A 25,075-nucleotide genomic window follows, 5' to 3' on the forward strand; every position below is an offset into this window, starting at 1 on the left:
AACCTCTATTATGCATTCTCTGCGAGTCTAATAGCGTAATCAATCGCATTTTCTAAACTAAGTTCACTTGCTGTCCATTTACCTGCTTGGTCAAAGGCTGTTCCGTGGTCAACAGATGTACGGATAATGGGTAAACCTAAAGTAATATTTACTCCTTGCACAGCCTTCCAAGAAGCTGTTTCTCGATCGTAGACAAAACCGAGCAATTTCAACGGGATATGGCCTTGATCATGATACATAGCAACAACAATATCATACATTCCGCCGTTAGCTTTAGAAAAAAGTGTATCCGCAGGTAATGAACCAAAAGCATTGATTCCTTCTGCTTTAGCTGTTTCTACCGCTGGATTGATATGCTCAATTTCCTCTGTACCAAAAAGGCCGTTTTCACCACAGTGAGGATTCAGACCAGCAACAGCTATTCTTGGATTTTCAATACCTAAATCTTTACAAGCCTTGTCCGCAATGCGGATAACATCTAACACACGCTCTTTTGTTGCTCTCTCACAGGCTTCGCGTAGGGAAACGTGCGTTGAAATATGAACAACCCGCAAGTTCCCATCAGCCAACATCATCGTATATTTCTCAGTATCTGTTAAATCAGCATAAATTTCTGTATGGCCTGCGTAGTGATGGCCTGCAGCATTTATCGCTTCTTTATTAAGTGGATTTGTCACCGTCGCATCAATTTTCTTATCAAGTGCTAGTTCAATCACTTTCTTGACATATTGGAAAGCGGCATCTCCGGCCATTACGGAAACTTCACCAATTTGGAGATGATCCATCTTAACAATTCCACAATCAACCAAATCAATCGTACCATATTCATAAAGACCATCTTGAGGATTTTCAATCACATTTACTTTTAAATCTAACTCAGGATGTTTGGCGAGATAAAATTCAATCACAGATTTATCACCGATCAGTAATGGGTGACAACGGTCATACAATTCAGGCTTTGCAAGTGCTTTGATTGAAATTTCCGGACCGATGCCAGCAGGATCACCTAGAGTAATACCAATTCTTTTTTTCATGGTTTGCCTCCTTTATTTCATTCCCTTGGCTTTGTTTTCAGCAATAACTTGACGAAGTGCTTCAAAACCTTGTTCTGAAAGTTGATTGAATGGTGTACGACATTTACCTACTGGGAATCGTAATTCAGCAACAGCATACTTGACGATCGTGTTTGGGTTACCAAATTTGAAGCAATTTCTAAATGAACGAATCGAGTCTTGATAGGTACGTGACGATAAAATATCACCTTTAAGGAATTGTTCATAAATTTGTGACATGGTGAATGGATAAACATTGGAGCAGCCAGCCACACCACCAGTTCCGCCTGCTAATAAAGTCCATAGAATGAGAGAATCATTACCAGATAAGACGGAAAAATATTCACGATCACGGGTTTGTTCGATATATTGAAGAATATTATCAAAGTTGCCGCTAGAATCTTTCACACCAATAATATTTTCAATTTTGCTTAACTTACCGACTGTATCAGGAGCAATCGCATTCCCTGTACGTGCTGGTATATTATATAGGACGATTGGCAGGTCCACATTTTCCGCAACTGTTTTAAAATGTGTATAAAGTTCATCTTGTGAGGCAGCCGCAAATGAAGGTGTGATAATGGATAAGACATCTACACCGATTTCCTTTGCTTTATTGGAAAGACGAATGGTATCTGCTGTGCTAATCAAACCAGTTGAAGCATAAACAGGGACACGACCGGCCACTTGCTCAACAGCCGCTTTCATAATGTTAACTTTTTCATCTTCAGATAGGATGTAACCCTCACCGTTTGTCCCGAAAGTGAAGATACCGTGTACACCATTTTCTATTAAGCGATCAATTTGAGCTCTTAATTCATCATAATTCACACTCTCATCAGCGTTCATTGGTGTAATAATTGGTGAAATAATCCCTTTGATTTCGACCATATGGGCTTCCTCCTTTATAATGCATGTTCGAAAAGTTGACGAATCGCAAAGCGAGAAGATCAAGGAACTCGATGTTCGAGGATCGGAGACACCGAGTGACGCTGAGATTCGCAACTTATCCGTTGATAACTTTTCGAACCTTCTTTTATAGCACTTCTAAATAAATTTTCCTTGCGTCATCAGGTGTCACTTCACGCATATTGTTAACCAACAGACGAGTCACTTGCATACCAGCCTCCACCAATACCTCTAATTCACTTTCAGGCACATTGAATTTTTTTAGGCTTGTTGGAATTTCAAGAAGTTCGACAATTCTTTCGAATTCTGTAATCATGTATTTTGATTTTTCATCTACTGACAAATCAGGATTACCACCTCTTACTACACGATCATATGCTTTTGCCAAGTTTTCTTTAATAGCTGGCTCATTGAAACGCATAACTGGTGTCAACAATATCGCATTTGAAACACCATGTGCAATGTGATATTTGCCGCCAAGTGGGTAAGAAAGGGCATGAACTGCGGTCGTACCTGAAGAGGTAATGGCTACACCTGCATAGAATGAACCAAGTAACATATTATTTTTAGCTTCAAGTGCTTCTGGATTTGTACAAGCTTCAATAATATTATTCATAATTAAGTCAAGTGCCTCCAAGGCAAATGTATTGCTAATTGGATTAGCCTTAGTTGAAGTGAAGCATTCAATAGCATGGCACAAGGCATCTACTCCTGTTGCTGCTGCTATTGGTTTTGGCAATTTTTTAATCAAACGACCATCCAAAATGACAAAGTCGGCAATCATTTCAGGATTGACAATACCAACTTTTAGCTCTTTTTCTGGTATCGCAACGATACTATTTGGTGTTGCTTCTGACCCAGTTCCTGCAGTTGTTGGAATCATCAATGTTGTCACCTGTTTTTTAGCAAGAAGGGGATCGTCCAATAAATCTTTCACTGTGTAGGCGTCTGTTGCCAAGATTGAAGCTAATTTAGCTACATCCATGACACTACCGCCACCGACAGCAATGATGAAATCAGCATTTTCTTTTTTAAATTGATCAATCATCTCTTGTGCTTGATGATAGTTAGGTTCTGCTGGAATTTCAGAAATGATGCTGTAATCGATGCCTTTACTTTCTAGAATTTGTTTTGGGATTTCGATCAAACCAGCACCCAAAATACCTTTATCAGTAAAAATAACAACTTTTTTCATATCTTTTGAAAGAATCGTTTCTAATTGTTCCAAAGCATGTTCGCCTGCAAAAATATTTTTTGGCATTTTCAAACTGTAGTCTACTAGCATTTGTTTTTCCTCCTAGTTCATCATTATAAGATCTACAAATAATTCTTTATTCCCAAAACCACCAGATTTAGTTATAACTTGAACCGGTTTATCTCTCCAAACGATTTCTGATAAAACAACCCCTGGACTCATTTCATAAAGTGGTTTAATTTGATTAATCTTTAAGGCTTGCATCGACTGAAACAAAGTATCACCACCAGTAAATAATAGGGTTTGATCAATACTTCTTTCTAATAATTGTTTGGACAAACTACCTAAAGACTGGCCGATTCGAAAACGAAATGCTGAAGTTGAAATTCCATGTACTTCTCCGTAATGAGTTAAATCATTTATCGTTTTAGCGCTAAGTGTATCAAAAATGATTAAATCGTTTTCCAAAATCGCTTGATGATAAGTTGCAATCCATTCCTGGCCTTCTGCACTTTCCCAATAATCAGGTTCTAAAAGTTGATGAGGACTTAAGGAATAACGCTTATATTGTTTCATTTCAGCATACTCAATTTGCTGTTTAGTAATCGGATTAACGGAACCGCAAATCACAATTAGTGGTGCCTTCATGACCGCTTTCTGAGGCTCCCTATTTGGAAAAATTGCATTCGCAAATATCTTTGCAAAACCAGCACATCCAACGATAACTTCTGAAAGTCCTTTTTCTTTTAACACCGTCATAATTTCCGACAAGTCTTCGTCGGTTGCGCTATCAAATAACAACAAATTATGGCTGACTTCATTGATCTGATCATCACGAATTAATTGACTATCGATATTAGCCTCATCTTGGAGTCTTTTTTGAATATTACTTTCTGTAACAGGTTCATAAGGATCTTGGCCAAATACACTTTCTGAAACCAATTGTCCATCTATATAAAGATTTCCATTACGAACAATTCGATTTACCTTTGGAAAAGCTGGAATAAAAGGAACTTTCTTTTCCGGAAAATGATCCAAAACAGCCTTTATTTCACTGCTAATATTCCCTCTCAAGGCGGAATCAACTTTTTTATAGATAAAGGGCACTTGGTGTTTCTTTGCTTTTTTAATGATCTCACTTATAATATTGTAGGAATCGGTGAATGACAGATAACGACTTTCCGAATCAATCACTAAAATTTCCAAATCATCTTCTAGTAATTGGTAGTTAATGGTTTTATCTGTTGTAACCAAGGTCTTCACACCTAAGTTCGCAAACTGAACGCTTGTATCTAAAGCTCCCGTAAAATCATCAGCGATTACCAATAGTTTCAACATCAGCTCACCTCCTTATTACTTTTAAGTTCATTTTATCGCTATACTAAAAATTAAGGAACCTCAGCCACAAACTAATTGTTCCTTTTTGAAACAACAGCTCGCATTTCTGTTCTTCTATTTCATTTTATACTATAATTGTTTACAAATGAAACATCTTTAGGAGGTAGAGTTATGACTAAAAAAATTAAATTACTTGGGATTGCACCTTATGAAGAATTAAATAACTCTATGACCATTGTTGGTGAACAATTTGAGGAAATCGATATTGAGATCTATACGGCTGATTTAGAAGAAGGAAAACAATTAGTTTCTCAATTATCACTAGGAAATTATGATGCGATTATCTCTAGAGGGGGGACAGCTAAGTTGATTGATCAATCCGTCTCCATTCCCGTGATCGATGTATCGATTTCAGTTTATGATATCTTAGGGGCGATCAAGCTGGCGAACAACTATGCTGGCAATTTTGCGATTGTAGGATATCCCAGTATTACAGAAACGGCGCATCTTATCTGTGATATTTTGCAATATAATATTAAAATTATCACCTTAGATCATTCTTTGAGTCCTGAAGCCGCCTTAAACCAATTAAAAGAAGAGAATTACGAAATGGTACTATGTGATGCTGTTACCCATAAAATTGCTCTAAATAAGTCCATCAATGCCATCCTAATTACATCCGGATTTGAGAGTATCAAACATGCCTATCAACAAGCTATTTCACTCGTTCATGACCTTAAAAATATTAAACAAAAGAATGAATTATTGACTGCTTCTTTCAATGCGCAATCACAGAAAATGATCATCTTGGACGAGCAGCTCACAACTATTTTTTCAAATATTGATCCAAAGCTGGAAAAATCGATTAGTCATTTTCTGACAATGAAAGGGAATTTGAATGGGGAACAGAAATTCTACCACACATATAATACACAAGTGTACCATTTAAAAACCAAACAACTACATTTAGATCAAAACTACTTCCTCTGTGAAGTTAAAAATTCAACGCCTCCCCTTATAAACAACAGCTTCGGTGTGAAGTACCTAAATAAAACAGAAATAGAAGAAATCATCAATAAAAAACTTTTATTTACCTCTTTTATCCAAGAATCTTCTAAAAATCAGATAGAAAAATTAGTTTCTTATTATAACGCAATGATGATTTTTGGTGAAAGTGGCACGGCCAAAACGAGCTTAGCTTATACAGCCTATCTTAAGCAAAAAAATCATACGAATAATTTAATTGTGATTAATTCGAAACTGATCAATGAGCGAACATGGAAATACTTGGTCAATTCTTCTAATGGCCCTTTGGTAGAAATGGGCAATACGTTACTTTTTAAAGATATTGAACAAGCAAGTATTCAAGATGTGGAAAAATTGCTAACGATTATTAATGACATTAAGTTACTACAAAAAAATAATGTTTTATTTACCTACAGTACAAAAGGTGCGGATGAAGACAAACAAATTTTTAATCAAATCATGACACAATTGGACTGTAGTAGTATTTATTCACCTTCTATTAAAGAAAGAAAAAATGAATTATCTAGTATCATCACCCTGCTTCTCAATAAAATTAATATCGAATGTAACAAGGAAGTGATGGGATTTAATCCTAAAGCTTTAACAGAATTACTCCACTTTGATTGGCCCGGAAATTTCGACCAATTAGAGCGAACGATTAAAAAGTTAGTGTTAAATTCTACTTCATACTATATTTCAGAATATCAAGTGATTGAAATTTTAAAGCAGGAAAGGGTTGAAACACCGCTTTCCAATGTTAAGGCAAATCTAATGCAGCATCTGAATGAAGATAAGACACTTTTCGACTACACAAAAGAAATTGTGACCGCTGTTCTTGAACAGAACAATGGCAATCAAACGAAAACGGCTAATCAATTAGGGATAAGTAGAACAACTTTATGGCGTTATCTTAAATCAGACTAGCATAAGGAAAAACACACCCAGATGACAAGCATGAGTGTACTGGGTGTGTTTCTTTTGTTGTAGATTTTTGATTGAAAATTTACTACAACTTTCGTAATAGTTATTTCTACCACATTATCCGTGTACTGGGAACATAATTACAGCGCCTACACTTAGTGCAAAAATACGGACTAGGTACATAGGTACGGAGAATAACCAGAACTGTGGCAGCTTATATTTCCCCATACCTAAGATCATAGCAGGCATACCATCGACTGGCATGTACCCGCCGTTCCAGCCAGATACTACAACGGCAATTGCGGCAGCAACAGGATTAAGTCCCAAGCTTATGCTAGTTGCAATAGCGATTGGCGCAAAGATGAATACAGAACCCATATTTGAACCAGTAAAAGTAGCACAGGTGCTAGTTAGAAGTGCGAAGATGAAAATGAGCATGAATGGACTGATATTGGTACCTAATTTATCCGCAACAGCCGTCTCCAATCATAGCTGTGAACCCAGAGTTTGCCAGAGCATCTGCTACACCGATTACACCAGCCATCATTAGGATGACAGGTGCTCCCATATTATCGCGAACTTCCTTGAAGTCTAGTACATGGATGATTAGCAAAAAGGCACCGGCAAGCCCAGGAATGACATAGGCAGCATTCCCCAACTGGTTCATAAGCATCATACCAACAACACTGATGATAAAGGCAGCAATAGTGGCGTACTCTTTCCATTTGGGCATAGTCTCAGTTTCAGCTTCAGCTTCTTCTGTCTCCTTCTCACCTTCAGAAAATTCCGCAATGGGATGATCGGGCAAAAGACGATAAGCAATCAAACTCCATGCTAGGAAACCAAGAGATAGGAATAAATTGACCACTGCAAATTTTGCCATGGAAAGCCCATCCGTATAACCTGCAGTTTCTAGTACGCTGATCGTCACACCGTAGAGGAGTGCTACATTGAAAGGAATTAAAGGGTGGTTCGTAGCAAATCCCAAAGGCATCATCAGCTTAGATGTAGGCATTTTTTTGTTGTAAGGGATAGTAGACACCAAAGATAGAATGAGTACATAGTACCCAGTTGAACCGGTGCCTGCTAGGCTGGCACCAAGCATGACTACCACAAGCAGAAGAACGTAGCTCTTGTAACCACCTTTATTTACTAAAGTGATCATAGAAGACTGAACCTTACCAATCAAGTTCGTCTTCATAAGTGCTGCCATCACCACCATGAAACCGGCGACCATGACAACAGTTGGGTTCACGAAACCTGCGAAAGCCTCCTGAACAGTGGACAAATTAGTGACTACCAACAAAAGGGAAGCAATGAGTGGCGGGGCACCAAAGGGCAATTTATCTGACATGATCATGACAATCATCAGGATCAGGATACTAAGGGCGAGAATCATTTCGAATGTCATTGTTGTTTTCTCCTCTCTTTCATAACCTAGACGAAAATAACATAGCTATGCTATTAAAATAATGTAAAAGTCCATTTCTTCTTCTAAAAAAGCTTTTTAGTTGCAAACGCTTTATAGGTAAATAATAATTCATTTTAGTTTATTACATAAGGAAATCCAAAAACGGTTTGTTTCTTTTTGAAACGTTTTCGTTAAAAATAAGCTCTTTTCAAAAAAATAGACTCATTTCGTTTCATTTGTTAACGATTTCTCTCTTTAGAGGCATTTTCAAAAATAATTAAAAGAAACGAGATAAATTAGCTGAAATTAGTGGAGGACGCACAGAAGCTGTATGTAAATCAAAAAAGTCTGTTTGGATCTACGAAATCGCAGAGGAAATGCAAAAACGTAGACCCAAAGTGTGTTTGGATCTACAAAAACGCGGGAGTTTTGCCAGAACGTAGATCCGGACACAATTGAATGTGGCGAAGTAATTGTAACAAAGGTAAAACTGTTCCCAGATCGTCATTCGCCATTAAATTCCAACAATGAATGGAAGAAAAAATATCGAAGCAAAAAGCGAAACAACTCTTTGACTCAGGTGATATTCATTCTATTGAAGTGGGAACTTATAAAGGCTTAAGTGAAATTCATACCTATCTCTTTGAAGATATCTATGAATTTGCTGGGAAAATGCGTGATGTGAATATAGCCAAGAGAAATTTCCGATTTGCCTCAGCTATGCATCTAAAACATTCTTTGGATTATATCGACAAGATGCCTCAAAACTCCTTTGACAAGATTATTGAAAAATACGTTGAAATGAACATCGCTCACCCATTCCGTGAGGGTAATGGCAGAAGCACTAGAATTTGGCTTGATCTGATGCTGAAGTTTGAAATTCAAAAGGTTATCGATTGGAATTTGGTAGATAAAGAAGACTATCTAATGGCTATGGAACGCAGTCCAGTGAAAGATATCGAAATGAAACATATCTTAAAAGAAGTCTTGACTGAAAAAATTAATGATAGAGAAATATTTATGAAGGGAATAGACGTAAGTTACTATTACGAGGGATATTCCGAATACAATATTGAGGAATTATAAAAAAGGCGATGCTTGTTTCGAAAGTAAAATACAGCAATGGGCCAACAGTATTGATATTCGCATACCTTTTAGATTAGCGGATAAGTATGGCATTGTAAAAGGTACAGAGTTGTATATTCGTGATATGAAAAATGGAATCGAGTTAAAAACAAAGGGAAAGCCAACATCGGATGATATATTGACTCAATGTGATGGTGAAAATCTTTATGAGAAATTTTTCGGCAAACCGATGGGAAAGGAAGAGTTATAAGATTGTCGACAAAATGGTTACAACCATTGATATTAGCTAAAATATAAGGCTCATTCCCGGGAGTGGAATGAGCCTTAGTGTATCATGGTGTATGAATTGAAGGAAAAGAACTTCGTTTATTAGGGTGCAGGGGAATATGCAATTTCAATGAAGCATTTGCTGTTTTACTTTATTAATTTCTTTTTCGTCAAGTCCAGTAACTTCTACAATATCGTTTGTAGATAGGCCTTTCACAATTAGGTTTTTTGCAACCTCCATTTTCCCCTCTATTTTCCCTTCTACTTTTCCTTCCGCTTTGCCTTTTTCCATATATCTCTCAGCCAGTGTCACGATGACTTCACTCCCTTCCGGGTAGGTCATTTCAATTTGCTACGAGACCTGTTTAGCATCCTTTTCCGTCAAATCATGGTTTCCAGGTAATCAATTCCTATTCACACAAACTGTAGTTCTAATCATTCTAAAGAAAAAAAGTATGGATTCGTTTGATACACGTATGAACAGTGCTTTCTGGTGCCTGTCCAACTACTCTAACAATTCGGGAGTGATAATCCATACTCTTTGGTTGGTCAGTTAAAATAAACCCTTCAACTTCCAACCCTTTAGGCAATATGGATGCTGTAATCTACATACTTTTTATTAAAATATCGTTTCCGCCAGTAAACGATACGATTTTTTCTTTGCTTCAAAGTCAAAGATATTCGTAATGATCATGAATTCATCTGTTTGATACACGTCTTGTAAATTCGTTAATTGTTCCTTGACTATTTTAGGTGTTCCGATAATGCATCGATTACGATTTTGCTTTATAATGGTTAATTCCTCATCATTAAAAGCATGCTTACGAATATCATCTTTTGGTAGTACCTTCGTACCTAAACCTTTCCCAACATTGAGCAGCCATTTATCTTGGGTTAATGCCAATTCCTCCGCTTCTTCTTCCGTTTCTGCACAAACAACAAAAATGCATACGATAGATTGAGCTGCTTTCATGCTTACAGAAGGGGAAAAATGCTCATGATACGTTTTTAGTGCTTCTCTTCCATGTTTTGGGTTAATAAAATGACCAAACACAAAGCCAAGTCCCATGTCTGCAGCATTTCTAGCTGAACGTTCCGATAATCCTAACATCCAAAGAGGTGGAACATTTTCTATTCGTGGTCCCGCTTTTACCAGCCGAAATGCATGGTCACGTGGTAAGGAATTATGTAAAAATCCCTGTAAATCAGCAACCTGCCTGGGAAAATCATGGAGGCTTTTATTTTGGTTATCTGTTAATGCGGATCTTGTTAGTGGAGAACCGCCTGGGGAACTACCTACACCAATATCAATACGGTTTGGAAAAAACGCGGCTAATGTCTTTGCATTTTCAGCAATTTTATACGGACTGTATTGTGGTAGAAGGATGCCGCCAGAGCCGACACGAATCTGATCTGTTACTGAAGCAATTCTTGTCATCATAATTTCAGGCGAAGAACTGGCAAGTCCATTGCTGTTATGATGTTCTGCAACCCAATATCGATGATAGCCAAGCTTTTCTGTCCATTGAGCTAGCTCTAACGTATGTTGTAATGTCTGTTCGGGGCTATCTCCTTTTGATATAGGCGCTTGGTCTAATACACTTAATCTCATCCTTTATCAATCCTTTTTTAATAACTTGTTTAACTATTAAAAGGCACAACTGTTTTTTTTATCAATAATTGTGCTTCTAAAAGAAGAAAGTATAATAAATTCATTTCAGAAGCGTTTAAGTTTGTACGTCGCTAACGAGAAGCTTATCATAGAGGTCACCTGATTTTTTTGATAAAACGAAGAAACGTTACCGCTTGTCCAATGTCAAAGTGCGCAAGTGGTGGTTTTCTTAAAACTTCTATATTGTTAAAGGTATGTTAGACACTGTATGACATGCGAGGAGGAAGGGGGAAACGAATATGAGAAGTATTCGAAGCTGGATTGTAGAACGTTTACTCAAACGACTGAGTAATAAAGATAGCTTTACTGATGAAAAATTATACGCTGAATTTTTAAAAACAAAACAAATTGAAAATGAAAAGCCTTATAACTTGCCCAAATATATTCAGAGAAAGTTTGATATTGAAAAACAGCAGTTTGCTGGAATGGACTGTTATATTTTTAATCAGGAAAGCACTTCTTCAGAAAAATCAATACTTTATTTGCATGGGGGAGGATATATAAAACAACCATCGATATACCACTGGAATTTTCTTAGGAAAATCGCAAAAGAAACTAAGATTAAAATATACGTTCCCATTTATCCTAAGGCACCCAATCATCAATATAAAGAGTCCTTTGATAAAGTTCTTCCGCTATATGAATGGATTTTAGAAGCTTCAGATAAGGAAAATATGATCTTGATGGGTGACTCTGCTGGAGGAGGCTTTGCATTAGCGTTAGCACAATTGCTTTTAGAAAAGGGGTTACCACAACCCCGGCATATCATTTTATTTTCACCTTGGCTTGATATTACGATGAAAAATCCAGATGCTTATGCATTGGAACATAAAGATCCAATGTTAGGAATTTATGGTTTGATTCAAATGGGAAAAGCCTATGCAGGAGACACTGACCCAAATCATTATCTACTCAGTCCAATAAATGGAAAGATAACAGGTTTGGGGGAAATTACTTTATTCATAGGAACACATGAAGTTTTTTTACCCGATGCTAGAAAGTTCAGAGATATTGCTGTATCAAAAGGGGCTAGAATGAACTATTTTGAATATCCGAAAATGAATCATATCTTTGTGCTATACCCTATTCCAGAGGCAAAAAAGGCTACTGAGAAAATCGTGAATATCATAAAAAATATGTAAATTGATAACACTCTCTTGTCATTTTTAAATATAATCGTACTGTTGGTAAAATAAGACTTAATTATGAATCGAGAGCAAATATAAGGTAAAATAGGGTACAGGCAAAATCAGTATATACAGAGGTGTTCAACAGATGGAGGAATGGTACAAACTTGATAATGCAGGGAAAATGTTTCATGCTGTATCGGAGCAAACAAATTCTGCGGTCTTCCGGATTGCTGCAATAATGAAGAAAACAGTACAGCCGGCTAAACTTCAACTTGCGTTGGACGATGTTCTCAAACGCCTCCCTATTTTCGCAGTAAAGCTTCGCAAAGGAGTTTTCTGGGATTTTCTTGTAGATAATAATGAAAAACTTTTTGTTCAGCCTGAAAGTCAATATCCATGCGCACCAATTGATCCGTTAGAAACAAATGGGTTCTTATTGCGTGTTATTTATTATAAAAAGCGGATTGCTGTGGAATTTTTCCATTCTGTAACAGATGGGACAGGGGCTTTGGAATTTATAAAAGCGCTCATTTTTTATTATCTATCACATCTTGGAGAAGACGTGAACTATGAAAGTACATTAATCGATATCCATAGTCAGCCAAGCTATTATGAAAGAGATGATAGTTACCAAAACTATGGGACAGATGAAAAGGCTGAGAAGTTCAAAGAAACGCCTTCTTATCAGATTCGCGGCACTTCCCTGGATCAAACGATTGTTGTCCATGGAAAAATGAGCGCAAGTAAAGTGCATCAGCTTGCGAAAGAGTATGGAACAACGATTACCGCTTTTGTCACTGCTATTTTAATTGCGGCTATCTATAAAGAAAGATTACAGTATCGGGCATATAAAGAGGAGATAAAGATTGCTGTCCCCGTTAACTTAAGGAGTCTCTTCCCTTCCAATACCCTGCGCAATTTTTTCGGTGTTGTCAATATCGGCATGTCTGTGACAGAGAAGATGACATTAGAAGAAATGATCGAAGAAACATCGAAGCAATTGCGTGAGAAAGTGCAAAAGGAAAGCTTGCAGCAAAGTATTAATGATCGGGTGAAATGGCAAACGAGACTGGCAGCACGATTTATTCCGCTCCCGCTTAAATACCATGCGATTCGGTATGGTTACAGGAGTTTCAGTGAACGGACCAAAGCGATGACCCTGACAAATATGGGGAAAGTACGACTTCCTGACTCAATGGAATCACATATTTCTCATATGGAAATGGTTCTATACCCGACAAAGAAAAGCCCAATCAACGCGGGGATGATCGCGGTAGGGGATGAACTCGTTATCACATTTGCAAGAATGATACAAGAAGCGGATATTATCCGTACTTTCTTTCGAGAGCTTTCCAAGACATATAATTTGGAGATAGAAGTATACTCCAATGACAGTAGGTGAAAACCATGCAACATTATTGCTCCAATTGCAATACCTATACAAAACAACAATATTGTCCGTTATGTAAACGCAAGCTGTCTGACAAATTGGCAGATCACACATATTATCCTGTCTATGAAACCAAAGTACAAAGACGTCGCTTTGCGCAGCGGCTCGTCTTATTTATTGCGACTTTCGTTATTAGCACATGCTTATTAATCAATTTATTAACTGAACCGAATAAATTATGGTTCTTGTATGTATTAGGTCCCGTACTATACGGTTTATTATTGATTAATCATACAATCCTCTCTAAAGCACACACTGGTTCCAAAGTCATTTTTCAAGTTATTGCCCTTTCCATTATGTTTTTTATCCTGGATGCTGCATCTGGAAGTTCAAAATGGTCGATCCATTACGTTATTCCTTTTCTCGTTATGCTTGCTACTCTGTTTGTAACCATTATTGTCCTGCGAAAACCGATGAAATGGCGGGAATACATCGGCTATTTGACCACAATGGTTATTTTAGGCTTTCTTCCCGTCATTCTTTTTCTAAGCTCCTGGTCAACGGTGTTATGGCCAAGTGCGGCAACGGCCTTATACGCTCTGCTAACGCTAATTGGAATGATCCTATTTTCAGAGAAAACGATGAAGAATGAAATTGTGCGGAGGTTCCATTTCTAATAATAAAAATATATGTACGAAAGCAGTACTTCAAAGCGGGGGCTTATGTCATACAAATTGTTGCCCAAAAACTAGTAAAATACCACTTGTCGTATATTAGTCATAGGGAGTCTTCCTCCAGTCTTAGAGTTAGTGTTGTTACTTACTCATTTTGACATTTTGGGGAGGTACTCCTTTTTTTACGGTTTAGCCGTACTATAAAATTTTAGCTTGTGGATAAGTTCTAATAGTGGGTATTGACGTCTGGCTCCAGCGCCCAGCGACTAGCAAATTTACGCCTTCTTCCTACGATAAGTCAACATCGGCTCCTTCGTCGCCGTGTTTCCTTTATCTCGTCAGAAGTCTTTAAATTTGTACGTCGCTAAACGGGTGCTTGCGCTTTTGTTCCGTCTGAAATACCTTGGGGCTCTAAGGGTTTAATTTGTGGGATTGATTCAATTGAATATTATTTCAACATAAAAATTTCATAGAACCTATAAAGGAGATGCCCCTTTTATAGGCCTAATAAGAAATTTAATATGAACTTGAAGCGATCAAGGAGAAAGTGAAATATAATAGGGGTATTAAGAAAAGATTGGAAGTGAAAACGTGCAAAAGAATATTCTACTTGTAGAAGACGATATAGAGATTAGTAAGTTGGTTACAAATCATTTAGAAGGGGAAAATTTTACAGTATTTGCTGCCTTTGACGGAGAAGAGGCTTTAACTCTGCTTGGAAAAAATAAGATAGATTTGATCTTGCTTGATTTAATGCTTCCTAAGTTAAGCGGAATGGACCTCTTGAAACAAATAAGATCAACCAATTTAATTCCTGTACTGATTATTTCCGCTAAAGGAAGTGACATAGATAAAGCGTTAGGACTTGGTTTTGGGGCTGATGATTATATTAGCAAGCCCTTTTCCATGATAGAACTAACCGCCAGGGTACATGCTGCTATTCGGAGGGCAACGCAATATCTTCCGGAAGAGCACCAATCTAGACCTACTACCCTTCATTTTAAAGAGCTTTTCCTTGATCTAAACACCTTTTCTGCACGAGTTAAGGATCAATCTATCCAACTTACAGCAAAGGAGTTTCATATGTTAAAGCTGTTTATGACAAATCAAAACAGAGTGTTTACAAAGGAGCAAATTTACCATTTTATTTGGGAAGATGACTATTATGGAAATGAAAATGTGATCAATGTCCATATCAGAAGGCTTCGGGAAAAAATTGAAGACGATCCGTCTAACCCAAAGTACATTCAGACGATTTGGGGAATCGGATATAAGTTGGGTGAATAACTTATGGTCCTTGTCCTTAGTGTAATCGCTGTCGTGTTAGCTATAATCAATGGATTACAATATTTTTCCCGAAGAAAATTGAACCAAGAGCTTCAAGAAGTTAGTGAAACATTAGCTGATATTGTGAGACGAAAGTCATCAGAAAAAGTATTCATTCAAACAGACCACAAAAACGTTCAACTTTTTCTGGTTCAAATCAATCGTCTCTTGGATTATAACCAAAAGGTAAGGGCGGATTATTCAAAGACAAAGGAAAGTTTACGAAAAATGCTCTCCAATATGTCACATGATTTGAAAACACCACTAACCGTTATTTTAGGCTATGTAGAAAAATTAAAACTGGATCAAGAGATGACTGAGAAAGAGCGGAATGAGATCACTGTCCGCCTTCACCAAAAAACGTTAAGTGTCATAGCGCTAATGAATAAATTTTTTGACCTGGTGAAAATAGAATCGGATGATTATGCTATTCCTCTAAGTAGGATAGCAATTAATGAAATTTGTCGGAAAAGTGTGTTGGAATTTTTTGAATTGTTACAAGGAAAAGGTCTTCAGGTTGAGATTGACATTCCAGAACAACCTTATTATATCCTTGGAAACGAAGAGGGGTTAAATCGCATACTCAGTAATTTAATCTCTAACGCCATTCAGTATGGAAGTGATGGGGGAGTGTTTGGTTTAACGCTTCGAGAAGATAGAAAATACATAGCAATAGACATTTGGGATAAAGGAAAAGGAATAGCTGAGGTACATCAGGATCGGGTGTTTGATCGGTTATATACGCTAGATGATGCAAGAAATCCACAATTTCAAGGAAGTGGCCTTGGGTTAAGTATTACAAAACGATTAACTGAATCCATGAAGGGTTCTATTCATCTAAGTAGTAAGCCATATAAAAAAACGGTCTTTACTTGTGTATTTAAACGTATTACATATTAATTTTTCAGAAGAGGTGTTCTGGTTGACCTGCCTTAAGGATCGAAAAGTATTTAAGAAATTTGTAAGGAATGAGAAAGAAAAATGAGAGAACTGTTCCTTATGATGAAAGTAGATACGAAGGGAGGTAAAAAAATGCATGACGTCATTCGAACAAAGGGGCTGACGAAAAAGGCTAATGGTAGAGAGTTTGTTTCTAATATCAACCTTCATATCAAAAAAGGGGAAATATATGGTTTCCTCGGACAAAATGGAGCCGGGAAAACAACCATTATGAAAATGCTCACTGGATTAATGATTCCCACAAGTGGAGAAATCGAATTATTTGGCAGCTTGTTGACAGAAAGGTCAAAATCTGTTTTAAAACGGGTCGGAAGTATTATTGAATATCCCATTTTTTTTGATCATTTAACCGCCATTGAAAATGTAAAACTTCATTGTGAATATTTAGGGTTTTATGATGATAAAGCCATAAGAGAAGCCTTGGATTTGCTTCACTTAAAGGGGATGGAAAAAAAGCAAGTGAAGAATTTTTCACTCGGGATGAAGCAGCGATTGGGGATTGCCAGAGCGATCATCACAAAGCCTGAACTCATTGTTTTAGATGAACCAACCAATGGGCTGGATCCAATCGGAATCAAGGATGTCCGTGATTTAATCCTTATGCTTAATAAGGATTACGGGATTACCTTTCTGCTTTCAAGTCATATTTTAGGTGAAATGGAACAGGTTGTGGACAGGATCGGTGTGATTCATAACGGAAAGTTAATCAATGAAGTCACTTTAGCGGATATTCGAAAGCAACGAACGGATTATATTGAGCTTGTAACGACGGATGTAGAAAAAACAGTTTATTTACTTGAAAGTGAACTCCATATTTCCAATATGAAAATCATCCAAGATAAAGTAATTCGAATTTACGATGGGACACAATCACCCAATGCCATCTCCAAGATGTTGGTCTTACATGAAATAGGAATAGAAGAAATTCAAAAACATACGGGTTCATTGGAAGACTATTTTTATATGCAAATGAATGGGGGTGGCCATATTGAATAAACTAGTAAAGCTGGAATGGAGAAAATTAAAACAAAAATCTATTTTGGGTGAGGTAGCCATTTACTGGTTTATTCTTATGTTGTTGCCGGTGTTTTTTATAAAAATGGTAAGTGCTGATTTTGGACAGGACTTTGATTCTTTGTTCGAACTTATCCAATCCATCCAGAGGGGATTAGTTCTGTTTGGAGCATCGATGATCAGTCAGGTTTTCATAGAGGAATATAAAAATAAAACCATCACGCTCTCCTTCGGGTATCCGATTAGCAGAAAAAAACTGTTTTTGGCAAAAGTGTTGTTTATCGCCCTTTTCATCTTTATGACGACCATTGCCTCTTTTCTAATCACAGGTGTGGCAACCTATTTGTTTAACCAAATGTGGCCTATTATTCATTTTTCAATAGCGGGATCGAATATTGTAAGTTACTTGAGTGGTATGATTGTTGGATCGTTTAGTAACGTGCTCATTAGTTTCATCCCGCTCTTTTTCTTTGCCATTTGGAAAAGAGCAACAGTTTCAACCGTAATCTGTGCAATAGTCGCCATGAATTTACCAAACCTTTCCTCGATTGTTCATTTTAATCATGAGTTTATCATCGTAATACTGTGTTCAATCGGAGTACTAAGTTTATTCCTTTCTATCAAGACAGCTGACAGGATAGGAGGGATTTAGTTGTGTGTAGTACATGCGGAATGTAAGCGAGCGGCAAGCCTGAGGAGTCTTGACACTTACCCGCGGAAAACGAAGTATAGGCAGGCTACTGACAACATTATAACCATTCACACAAATAATTGGACTTTTTCGGGGCCCATAAAATACGAGAGGAGTTATTAAATGGACATTCGTTTAGTGAAAGGTTCAGATTACAATGCTATTTCACCATTGATTAACGAGTGGTGGGGTGGACGGCAAATGTCTGATATGCTGCCCAAGCTATTTTTTGTTCATTTCAATGAAACTAGTTATACAGCTGAGATAAATGGTGAGATTGTCGGCTTCTTGATCGGCTTTTTATCTCAATCGCATTCTGATGAAGCTTATATTCACTTTGTCGGGGTTCATCCTGACTATCGAAAAAATAACATTGGCAAGAAACTTTATAATGAATTTTTTAATGTTGTTAAAGAGAATGGAAGAAACATAGTCCGCTGTGTAACGTCCCCTGTGAACAAAGTTTCGATTGCCTACCACATCAAGATGGGATTTGAAATTGAAGAAGGCAACAAAGAAGTTGATGGAGTTTCTGTTTTTGCTAATTATGACGGACCAAATCAAGATAGGGTTTTATTTGCTAAGAAATTAGACTAAATGACACAAGAACAAATGGGGGAGAAATTATTGGAAGAAAGGAGAAAGGAAGTGAGTAACAAAATCAAGGCAACAAAAATGGTTATCATCGTATTAGTCTATTATCTTGTCACTTTGTTTGCTGCGGGATTTTTTGGGCTTATACAACCCAAGACCGGAATCCCGACCGAGGTTATTCAGCTGACACAGTTTGGTCCAACGTTCGGCGTTGTGATTGTCATGTTGCTATTTAGGCGACATTCCCTTCATATTGCATCCGGGTTTCGTTTTAATTCAAATATCCTCCGTCGTTTGCTGATTGTTCTTGCATCGATCGTATTTGTGTTTGCAATAGCGATAGGCTGGTATCGGATATGGGGTGTTTCCGTGGATTTTGTTCACCCCTCTGATCTATCGAACCCGTTTTGGCTGATCATTATTGCACAATTTATCGGAGCTGCAGGTGAAGAATTTGGCTGGCGGTGTTTTCTTCAACCCTTCCTGCAGACCCGTTTAAAAGTACTTAGTGCCTCATTAATTGTTGGTTTGTTATGGGGAATTTGGCATGTTGGTATTTTTTCTGAAGGTTTCATGTTTGCCGGTTTATTTATTTTATCGACTGTTTCCATGTCAGTATTTCTTGGAGAGTTGTTGAGTAGGGGAAAAGGGAACCACCTCATGTTGGCTGTGTCGTTTCATGCATTAATGAATCTGGGAATGTTATTACTATTTGATGAAGAAAACGGAAATGTTTTTGCCATGGCAGCTCTTGCGGGGGTTGTGACGATTTTAGCTTTGAGTTTCCTGCTTTTCAGATGGAGAACCAAGTCTGATAAATTTCCGCGAAAAGGGGGACATGATTATTCGGTGATTTCACGGAAATAAAGACATTCCTGAAATACAGTTCGGTTTAAGTAAAAGGCTTGAAAAAGCAGGAATCGTTGCCGTACGCTAGGGCGAATATATCATTTTAGGTGGAGGAGTGTGTAGTTAATGAGCGATTTGAATAACGAAAAAATACCGAAGGAAGCGATTCAAGTATTAAAAATTGTAGAGGGGTTACTTGGCGTTGAAGTAGTCGCGGTATATCTATTTGGATCAGCCGTAATGGGTGGCTTGCGCATTAACAGTGATGTAGATGTCCTTGTGGTCGTAAACAAAAGTTTACCTGAATTAACTCGAAGAAAACTAACAGACAGGCTCATGCTTATATCTGGAAAGATAGGAAATACAGATTCTATCAGACCACTTGAAGTCACGGTTATCAACCAGGGAGATGTGGTACCCTGGCAATATCCGCCAAAAAACGAATTTATCTATGGGGAGTGGTTGAGGGATCAGTTTGAGGAGGGACAAATCCCAAAACCAACCTATGACCCTGATTTGGCTATTGTTTTAGCGCAAGTTAGAAAAAATAGCGTTTCTCTTTTTGGCCCTGATGCTTCAGACATACTTGAACCCGTGCCAATGACAGATATTCGCAGAGCGATTAGGGAGTCTTTGCCAGGGTTAATTGAGGATATCAAGGGTGACGAACGTAACGTCATTTTAACCTTAGCCCGAATGTGGCTGACAGTGGCTGTTGGTGAAATTTCTCCAAAAGATGTGGCTGCAGAATGGGCTATACCTCGGTTACCTAAAGAGCATGCGACTTTACTTGACTTAGCTAGAAAAGCTTATCTGGGAGAGTATGTTGATAAGTGGGAAGGACTTGACCCCGAGGTGACAGCACTCGTTAATCATATGAAAAACTCTATAGCGTCTTATCTTAGTAGCTGAGAATGATCTCTGAAAAGCGATAACAATGCAATGCAAAATATAGCACGCATTTTCTCACAAATTTGATCAAATGGATGTGGTGCAGCTTTGAAATAAAGTCTGATCAACTTTTCCGCATAAACCCAAATTTGATGATAAATAAAAAGAATCCATTTAAAAAAATGGATTCTTTTGCGAAATCGATGTTCAAAGTCCTTATCTCGTCACTAGGTCGATCTACGGTTAATCATTTTATTGGCATGCAAAGATGAATGATACCCGCTTTGTAGAATTCCCTTTGCCATTACTTACTCGTTTTTCAAGCATCGCCCCTTTAACAGGTCAACTTCTATCGTAACATCAATGCTTTCCTAACTGAGTTTCCTATTGTTTCTTCATCCTTGAAATGGTTAACGATAAAATCTCGAAATGCGATCGCTGCCTGTGATAAATAACGATCCTCCCGCCAGACTATCCGAAAAATCCTTTCACCTGCAAGATCCTCGATCGGTAGTTTGACTAAGTCCAACTCTTCCCCACTTTTACAACCACCGACAATGGCGACACCAAAGCCAGAACGAACAAGACCGGCGATATTCGCAGGATCTTCAGTTTCACACACCATCTTCGGACGAAATCCAGCTTGAGCGCAAAGGTCATCATTCATTATCCGTAAAGGAAAATTTTCTTTATATCCAACAAAAGGTTCAGCTGACACTTCACTAAGGTTGATCGCTTTGCGATTTGCATATTTATGTCCGTGCGGTACAGCGAGGTAGAGCTTTTCTCGAATCAATGGAATTTCACTGAATCCTTCCTGATGAATCGGCAACGAAGTTAAATAGAAGTCTACTTCTCGTTTTGTTTCTAAGTTCTCGAAATCCTCCATAGATAATTGAAACATCTGTAAATTAACCTCTGGATGTTCAGCCAAAAAGGTCTGCAAAGGTTCTCTAACCTGTTCCATATTCATAATTGCCAGGTGAATACGACCTTGCTTTAATCCCGATAGATCTTCTAATTCCCGTCGCCCCTCCTCAAGCAAATGGATCGCAGCCTTCGCTTTCGCTTCAAAAGCTTTTCCAAAGGGATTCAAACGAATTTGTCGTCCTTTACGATCAAACAATGGTACACCCAAGTCCTCTTCCAGCCGATGAATCGTTCTACTCAAAGCTGGCTGGGCGATATGAAGTTCTTGTGCGGCTTTCGTCATATGTTCTAACTTAGCAACGGTTAAAAAATATTTAAGTTGTAGCAGTTCCATTCACTTCACCCCTCCATTCATTACATTCAGTATATGAATATATATCAAAAGATGTATTTTTTATTATCTATTTACGATTATATAATAAATATTGCAAGCAGACAATTCACTCTGGTTGATCAATCAGAACGACTATATACGGGAGGGAGGAAATAGATATGGGAAGTGATTCACAGGAAACAGCTTCTAAAAGTATGCTGGTTTCTACAGCCGAACCCAGCATTAGCGACAAGTTCATTCGTACAATGGTCTTCACGATGGTTATTTCGATGATGAGCGCAACGATGTTTAACATCGTACTGCCTGAAATCAGCCAAGAATACGGACTGACTTACAGGCAGGTAAGTTGGGTATCTTCCGCTTATCTACTCGTTTATGCCATTGGTTCCATGATCTATAGTAAACTATCAGACCGTTATCGACTCAAATCATTATTGACGATGGGACTGCTTCTGCTATCGGTTGGTTCCTTGATTGGACTTGTTGCTCAGAACTACTGGATGGTTCTGCTAAGCCGGATCATTCAGGCTATGGGAGCGTCCGTCATTCCTGCACTTTCAATGGTTGTCCCAGCACGTTATATCCCAACTGAACGGAGAGGAAAAGTGTTAGGGATAATGGCCAGCGGACTCGCGCTCGGAGGCGTACTTGGACCTATAGCCTCTGCCTTCGTTGCCAATTTCGCCCATTGGCGGTGGCTGTTTGTCATTCCGTTCCTAACTTTGATTGCATTGCCACTATTTCGCCGTTACCTAGCTACTGAAGAAGTCCGCTCTCCTATTGGGATGGATTGGATCGGGGGAGTTTTACTTGGAGGAGCTGTAACGACACTACTATTAGCAATTACTGGCGGAAGATGGTTGTTAGCCATCGTAGCCATTGCTTTGATTATGCTGTTTGTGGTGCGCATACGCTCGGCTGCGCAACCTTTCGTGGAGCCGAGCCTATTTTACAACGGTCGTTACTCTTTAGGGATTATATTGGCGTTTCTAGTGAGCGCAATCGGCTTTTCTATTCCGTTTTTGACTCCTATCATGCTGGCTGATGTTTATAACCTCACTCCAGGAGCCATTGGATTGGCAATGATCCCTGCTTCACTAACAGCCGCCTACCTTGGAAAGCAGGGAGGAAAACTCGCGGACAGGAAGAGAAATACACTTTTGTTTTTTCTCGCATCCCTACTGCTGCTATCATCTTTTCTTCTTTTGTCAATTCTTATCGGACAATCGTTGATATTCATTACTGTAGCACTGATCGTAGGGCAGGTAGGACAGACGTTTATCGTTGTCGCTATGTCCGGTACAGTTGCAAATACATTGACAAAAGAACATGTTGGCGTAGGAATGGGTCTGATGTCCATGTTGAACTTTATAGCCAGCTCAGTTTCTGGAGCATTAATTAGCTCGGTGATTGATCAGGGTGTGCAATCTGCTTGGAACCCGTTCTATCTTATTGGAGAAGGTGTAATTTATAGCAATCTCTATTTGATTCTCTCACTTATATATGGCGGTTTGATCTTGATTTATCTGTTTAGATTTAAATCTAGAACACCAACAAAAGTTTAATAAAAAATTAAAGGAGCTGATGAAAATGAAGGCAGTAGCTTTTGATTCACCAGGAACACCAGACGTATTGCAAGTAATGGAATTTGATACTCCTGTTCCGGGGACCGGGCAAGTTCGAGTGAAAGTAAAAGCGGCCGGCGTACAGCCCGTTGACTGTGCGATTCGCGGGCAAGGTTTTAGCCCGCCAGGAGTGGAACTCAGATACCCTCAAATACTAGGTAATGAATTTGCTGGCATCATTGACGTGGTTGGAGAGGGAGTTGAGGGATTTTCAGTTAACGACGAAGTTATTGGTTGGTCACTTCTATCAAGCTATGCTGAATACGTGGTTGTCCCAACAACTCAACTCGTTAGAAAGCCTAAAAGTATGCCATGGGAAGAAGCTGGTGTACTCACCGCTTCAGGGCAGACTGCTCATACTGCATTGCGGGAACTAGGAATTAGTAAAGGGGATACAGTGCTCATACACGCAGCCGCTGGAGGAGTTGGAACATTCGCAGTTCAACTGGCAAGAGCTTGGGGTGCGACTGTGATCGGTACCGCCAGTCCACATAACCATGACTACCTACGATCCTTAGGAGCTATTCCAGTCGCGTATGGAGAAGGACTTGTTGATCGAGTACGCGAACTTGCACCTAAAGGGGTCGATGTAGCCTTTGACGCAGCAGGCGAGGACGCGCTAAGAGCCTCTGTGAAGCTCGTCCACGATAAAAAAAGGGTCGGTACGATCGTTGCTTTCGATCTTTCAGAAGAGCTAGAAACCGTTCCCATCCGCAGTAAGCGCAGCGTATCAAGGCTGTCCGAACTCACCCAGTTATACGAACAAGGGCTGCTTCGTGTTGTTATATCACAATCATTTCCACTACACCAAGCTGCCGAAGCTCACAGAGCTGTAGAGACTGGGCACGTTCGAGGAAAAATCGTCCTCACAGTGGATTAGAACGTAAATACGATACGAGGGGGAGTAACGTGGAAAGATTAAACATTGGGATTATTTTAGGAAGCACACGTCAAGGACGTTTAAGTCCACAAGTAGGAAATTGGGTAAAAGCAATTGCTGATAAACGAGGAGATGCGAATTATGAAATCGTAGATATAGCAGATTATAAATTACCATTTTTAGGAGAAGGTACGGGTAAGGAACCAGGATTAATAGCTTGGTCAGAAAAACTTTCTAGCTTAGATGGTTTCGTATTTATTGTCCAAGAATACAATCACAGCATTACGGGAGCATTGAAAAATGCGCTTGATTCAGCACGCGGTGAATGGAACAATAAGGCAGCGGGGATCGTAAGCTATGGCTCTACAGGCGGGGCTCGTGCTGCTGAGCATTTACGCGGAATCCTAGGCGAATTATTAGTCGCGACAGTTCGTGCACATCCAACCTTATCCATTTTTACCGATTTCACAAATTCTAAAGTGTTCAACCCTGCTGACTTTCATACTGATTATATTACTACGATGTTAGATGAAACTCTATTATGGAGCAATGCTCTAAAAACAGTAAGAACATCGTAGCTGTATTGAACAAAGAAAGAGCATGCAAAAAAACATGTTCTTTCTATCTTACTACCTTCTATGTCAATGCACGCTGATATATGGAAACGAAGATTTACTCAAACATTAGTTTGACAAAAAGTTCTTATTATACCAATTACCATAAAGTCGCAAGTAAAAAGAAGCTTGCGACTTTATGGTACTTAATGTTTTAAGGTTAATGTAAGTGATGCTAGTATAGTTTCATGGACACATCTAAGTTAAATTTATACAATGACTTTTAAGGAGGATGTGTCCGATGAGTAAGAAAAATAATGGGAAACGGTATAACGATGATTTCCGAAAAATGATTG

The 25,075-nt window shown here is 38.5% G+C and carries 25 protein-coding genes; 16 read left to right on the top strand and 9 right to left on the bottom strand.

Annotated elements, in window-relative coordinates:
* Positions 1-8: 8 nt before the first annotated feature.
* The 4 genes from pdxA to KI363_RS16280 form a co-directional block, all read right to left on the bottom strand.
* A complete protein-coding gene (gene pdxA, locus KI363_RS16265; RefSeq protein ID WP_212966982.1) occupies positions 9-1,034 on the bottom strand; it encodes a 4-hydroxythreonine-4-phosphate dehydrogenase PdxA in 1,026 nt (341 codons plus the stop codon).
* Between the two features lie 12 nt (positions 1,035-1,046).
* Entirely contained in the window at positions 1,047-1,943 is an 897-nt protein-coding gene (gene dapA / locus KI363_RS16270) for a 4-hydroxy-tetrahydrodipicolinate synthase (RefSeq protein WP_212966983.1), read from the bottom strand.
* Between the two features lie 145 nt (positions 1,944-2,088).
* Positions 2,089-3,246: an iron-containing alcohol dehydrogenase gene (locus KI363_RS16275; RefSeq protein WP_212966984.1), complete on the bottom strand. Its 1,158-nt coding sequence runs from the start codon at positions 3,244-3,246 to the stop codon at positions 2,089-2,091.
* A gap of 12 nt (positions 3,247-3,258) precedes the next feature.
* Positions 3,259-4,494: a four-carbon acid sugar kinase family protein gene (locus KI363_RS16280; RefSeq protein ID WP_212966985.1), complete on the bottom strand. Its 1,236-nt coding sequence runs from the start codon at positions 4,492-4,494 to the stop codon at positions 3,259-3,261.
* 171 nt (positions 4,495-4,665) lie between these two features.
* Between KI363_RS16280 and KI363_RS16285 the strand changes: the two genes are divergently transcribed.
* Positions 4,666-6,444 (top strand): PrpR N-terminal domain-containing protein, encoded by a 1,779-nt coding sequence (locus tag KI363_RS16285; protein ID WP_212966986.1) that lies wholly within the window; start codon positions 4,666-4,668, stop codon positions 6,442-6,444.
* Positions 6,445-6,558: 114 nt separating this feature from the next.
* Here KI363_RS16285 and KI363_RS22100 read toward each other — a convergent pair whose 3' ends face one another.
* Positions 6,559-6,927, bottom strand: coding sequence for a transporter permease (locus KI363_RS22100; RefSeq protein WP_246516913.1), 369 nt, complete (start codon positions 6,925-6,927; stop codon positions 6,559-6,561).
* Positions 6,905-7,852 (bottom strand): SLC13 family permease, encoded by a 948-nt coding sequence (locus KI363_RS16290; RefSeq protein WP_246516910.1) that lies wholly within the window; start codon positions 7,850-7,852, stop codon positions 6,905-6,907. Before KI363_RS16290 ends, KI363_RS22100 begins: the two co-directional genes overlap by 23 nt.
* Positions 7,853-8,383: 531 nt before the next feature.
* On the opposite strand from KI363_RS16290, the gene fic reads away from it, so the two are divergent.
* Both fic and KI363_RS16300 read left to right on the top strand, forming a co-directional pair.
* The gene (gene fic / locus KI363_RS16295; protein ID WP_212966987.1) at positions 8,384-8,938 is read left to right on the top strand and encodes a protein adenylyltransferase Fic; all 555 of its coding nucleotides are present in this window, start codon (positions 8,384-8,386) and stop codon (positions 8,936-8,938) included.
* A complete protein-coding gene (locus KI363_RS16300) occupies positions 8,925-9,188 on the top strand; it encodes an AbrB/MazE/SpoVT family DNA-binding domain-containing protein (RefSeq protein ID WP_212966988.1) in 264 nt (87 codons plus the stop codon). The genes fic and KI363_RS16300 overlap by 14 nt, the downstream gene beginning before the upstream one ends.
* 144 nt (positions 9,189-9,332) lie before the next feature.
* Here the strand turns inward: KI363_RS16300 and KI363_RS16305 are convergent, their stop codons facing one another.
* Together KI363_RS16305 and KI363_RS16310 are read right to left on the bottom strand one after the other, a co-directional pair.
* On the bottom strand, positions 9,333-9,518 hold the full coding sequence (locus KI363_RS16305) for a hypothetical protein (protein ID WP_212966989.1): 186 nt from the start codon (positions 9,516-9,518) through the stop codon (positions 9,333-9,335).
* Positions 9,519-9,824: 306 nt separating this feature from the next.
* Positions 9,825-10,817 (bottom strand): LLM class flavin-dependent oxidoreductase, encoded by a 993-nt coding sequence (locus tag KI363_RS16310; RefSeq protein WP_212966990.1) that lies wholly within the window; start codon positions 10,815-10,817, stop codon positions 9,825-9,827.
* A gap of 299 nt (positions 10,818-11,116) precedes the next feature.
* Here KI363_RS16310 and KI363_RS16315 point away from each other — a divergent pair, with 299 nt between their 5' ends.
* The 10 genes from KI363_RS16315 to ant(9) all read left to right on the top strand — a co-directional run bounded on the left by KI363_RS16315 (position 11,117) and on the right by ant(9) (position 20,417).
* A complete protein-coding gene (locus KI363_RS16315) occupies positions 11,117-12,019 on the top strand; it encodes an alpha/beta hydrolase fold domain-containing protein (protein ID WP_158323821.1) in 903 nt (300 codons plus the stop codon).
* Positions 12,020-12,152: 133 nt separating this feature from the next.
* Positions 12,153-13,409, top strand: coding sequence for an acyltransferase (locus KI363_RS16320; RefSeq protein ID WP_158323820.1), 1,257 nt, complete (start codon positions 12,153-12,155; stop codon positions 13,407-13,409).
* A 5-nt stretch (positions 13,410-13,414) separates the two neighbouring features.
* Positions 13,415-14,074, top strand: coding sequence for a DUF6320 domain-containing protein (locus KI363_RS16325; protein ID WP_158323819.1), 660 nt, complete (start codon positions 13,415-13,417; stop codon positions 14,072-14,074).
* Between the two features lie 588 nt (positions 14,075-14,662).
* Positions 14,663-15,358: a response regulator transcription factor gene (locus KI363_RS16330; RefSeq protein WP_212966991.1), complete on the top strand. Its 696-nt coding sequence runs from the start codon at positions 14,663-14,665 to the stop codon at positions 15,356-15,358.
* A 3-nt stretch (positions 15,359-15,361) separates the two neighbouring features.
* A complete protein-coding gene (locus KI363_RS16335) occupies positions 15,362-16,297 on the top strand; it encodes a sensor histidine kinase (RefSeq protein WP_212966992.1) in 936 nt (311 codons plus the stop codon).
* 132 nt (positions 16,298-16,429) lie between these two features.
* The gene (locus KI363_RS16340; RefSeq protein WP_158323816.1) at positions 16,430-17,353 is read left to right on the top strand and encodes an ABC transporter ATP-binding protein; all 924 of its coding nucleotides are present in this window, start codon (positions 16,430-16,432) and stop codon (positions 17,351-17,353) included.
* A complete protein-coding gene (locus KI363_RS16345; protein ID WP_246516911.1) occupies positions 17,337-18,023 on the top strand; it encodes an ABC transporter permease in 687 nt (228 codons plus the stop codon). Before KI363_RS16340 ends, KI363_RS16345 begins: the two co-directional genes overlap by 17 nt.
* A gap of 162 nt (positions 18,024-18,185) precedes the next feature.
* Positions 18,186-18,659 (top strand): GNAT family N-acetyltransferase, encoded by a 474-nt coding sequence (locus KI363_RS16350; protein ID WP_212966994.1) that lies wholly within the window; start codon positions 18,186-18,188, stop codon positions 18,657-18,659.
* Between the two features lie 51 nt (positions 18,660-18,710).
* Positions 18,711-19,523: a CPBP family intramembrane glutamic endopeptidase gene (locus KI363_RS16355; RefSeq protein WP_212966995.1), complete on the top strand. Its 813-nt coding sequence runs from the start codon at positions 18,711-18,713 to the stop codon at positions 19,521-19,523.
* A gap of 108 nt (positions 19,524-19,631) precedes the next feature.
* Entirely contained in the window at positions 19,632-20,417 is a 786-nt protein-coding gene (gene ant(9), locus KI363_RS16360) for an aminoglycoside nucleotidyltransferase ANT(9) (RefSeq protein ID WP_212966996.1), read from the top strand.
* A 328-nt stretch (positions 20,418-20,745) separates the two neighbouring features.
* Here ant(9) and KI363_RS16365 read toward each other — a convergent pair whose 3' ends face one another.
* Positions 20,746-21,660, bottom strand: a complete 915-nt coding sequence (locus KI363_RS16365; protein WP_158323811.1) for a LysR family transcriptional regulator — start codon at positions 21,658-21,660, stop codon at positions 20,746-20,748.
* A 158-nt stretch (positions 21,661-21,818) separates the two neighbouring features.
* On the opposite strand from KI363_RS16365, the gene KI363_RS16370 reads away from it, so the two are divergent.
* From KI363_RS16370 to KI363_RS16380, 3 genes are read left to right on the top strand one after another with little or no spacing between them, the layout of a single operon-like run.
* Positions 21,819-23,225 (top strand): MFS transporter, encoded by a 1,407-nt coding sequence (locus KI363_RS16370; RefSeq protein WP_246516912.1) that lies wholly within the window; start codon positions 21,819-21,821, stop codon positions 23,223-23,225.
* A gap of 25 nt (positions 23,226-23,250) precedes the next feature.
* Positions 23,251-24,165: an NADP-dependent oxidoreductase gene (locus tag KI363_RS16375; RefSeq protein WP_158323810.1), complete on the top strand. Its 915-nt coding sequence runs from the start codon at positions 23,251-23,253 to the stop codon at positions 24,163-24,165.
* A 29-nt stretch (positions 24,166-24,194) separates the two neighbouring features.
* Positions 24,195-24,743, top strand: a complete 549-nt coding sequence (locus tag KI363_RS16380; RefSeq protein ID WP_158323809.1) for an NADPH-dependent FMN reductase — start codon at positions 24,195-24,197, stop codon at positions 24,741-24,743.
* Positions 24,744-25,075 lie beyond the last annotated feature (332 nt).

Source organism: Lederbergia ruris (assembly GCF_018332955.1).
GTDB classification, from domain to species: Bacteria; Bacillota; Bacilli; order Bacillales; family Bacillaceae_C; genus Lederbergia; species Lederbergia ruris.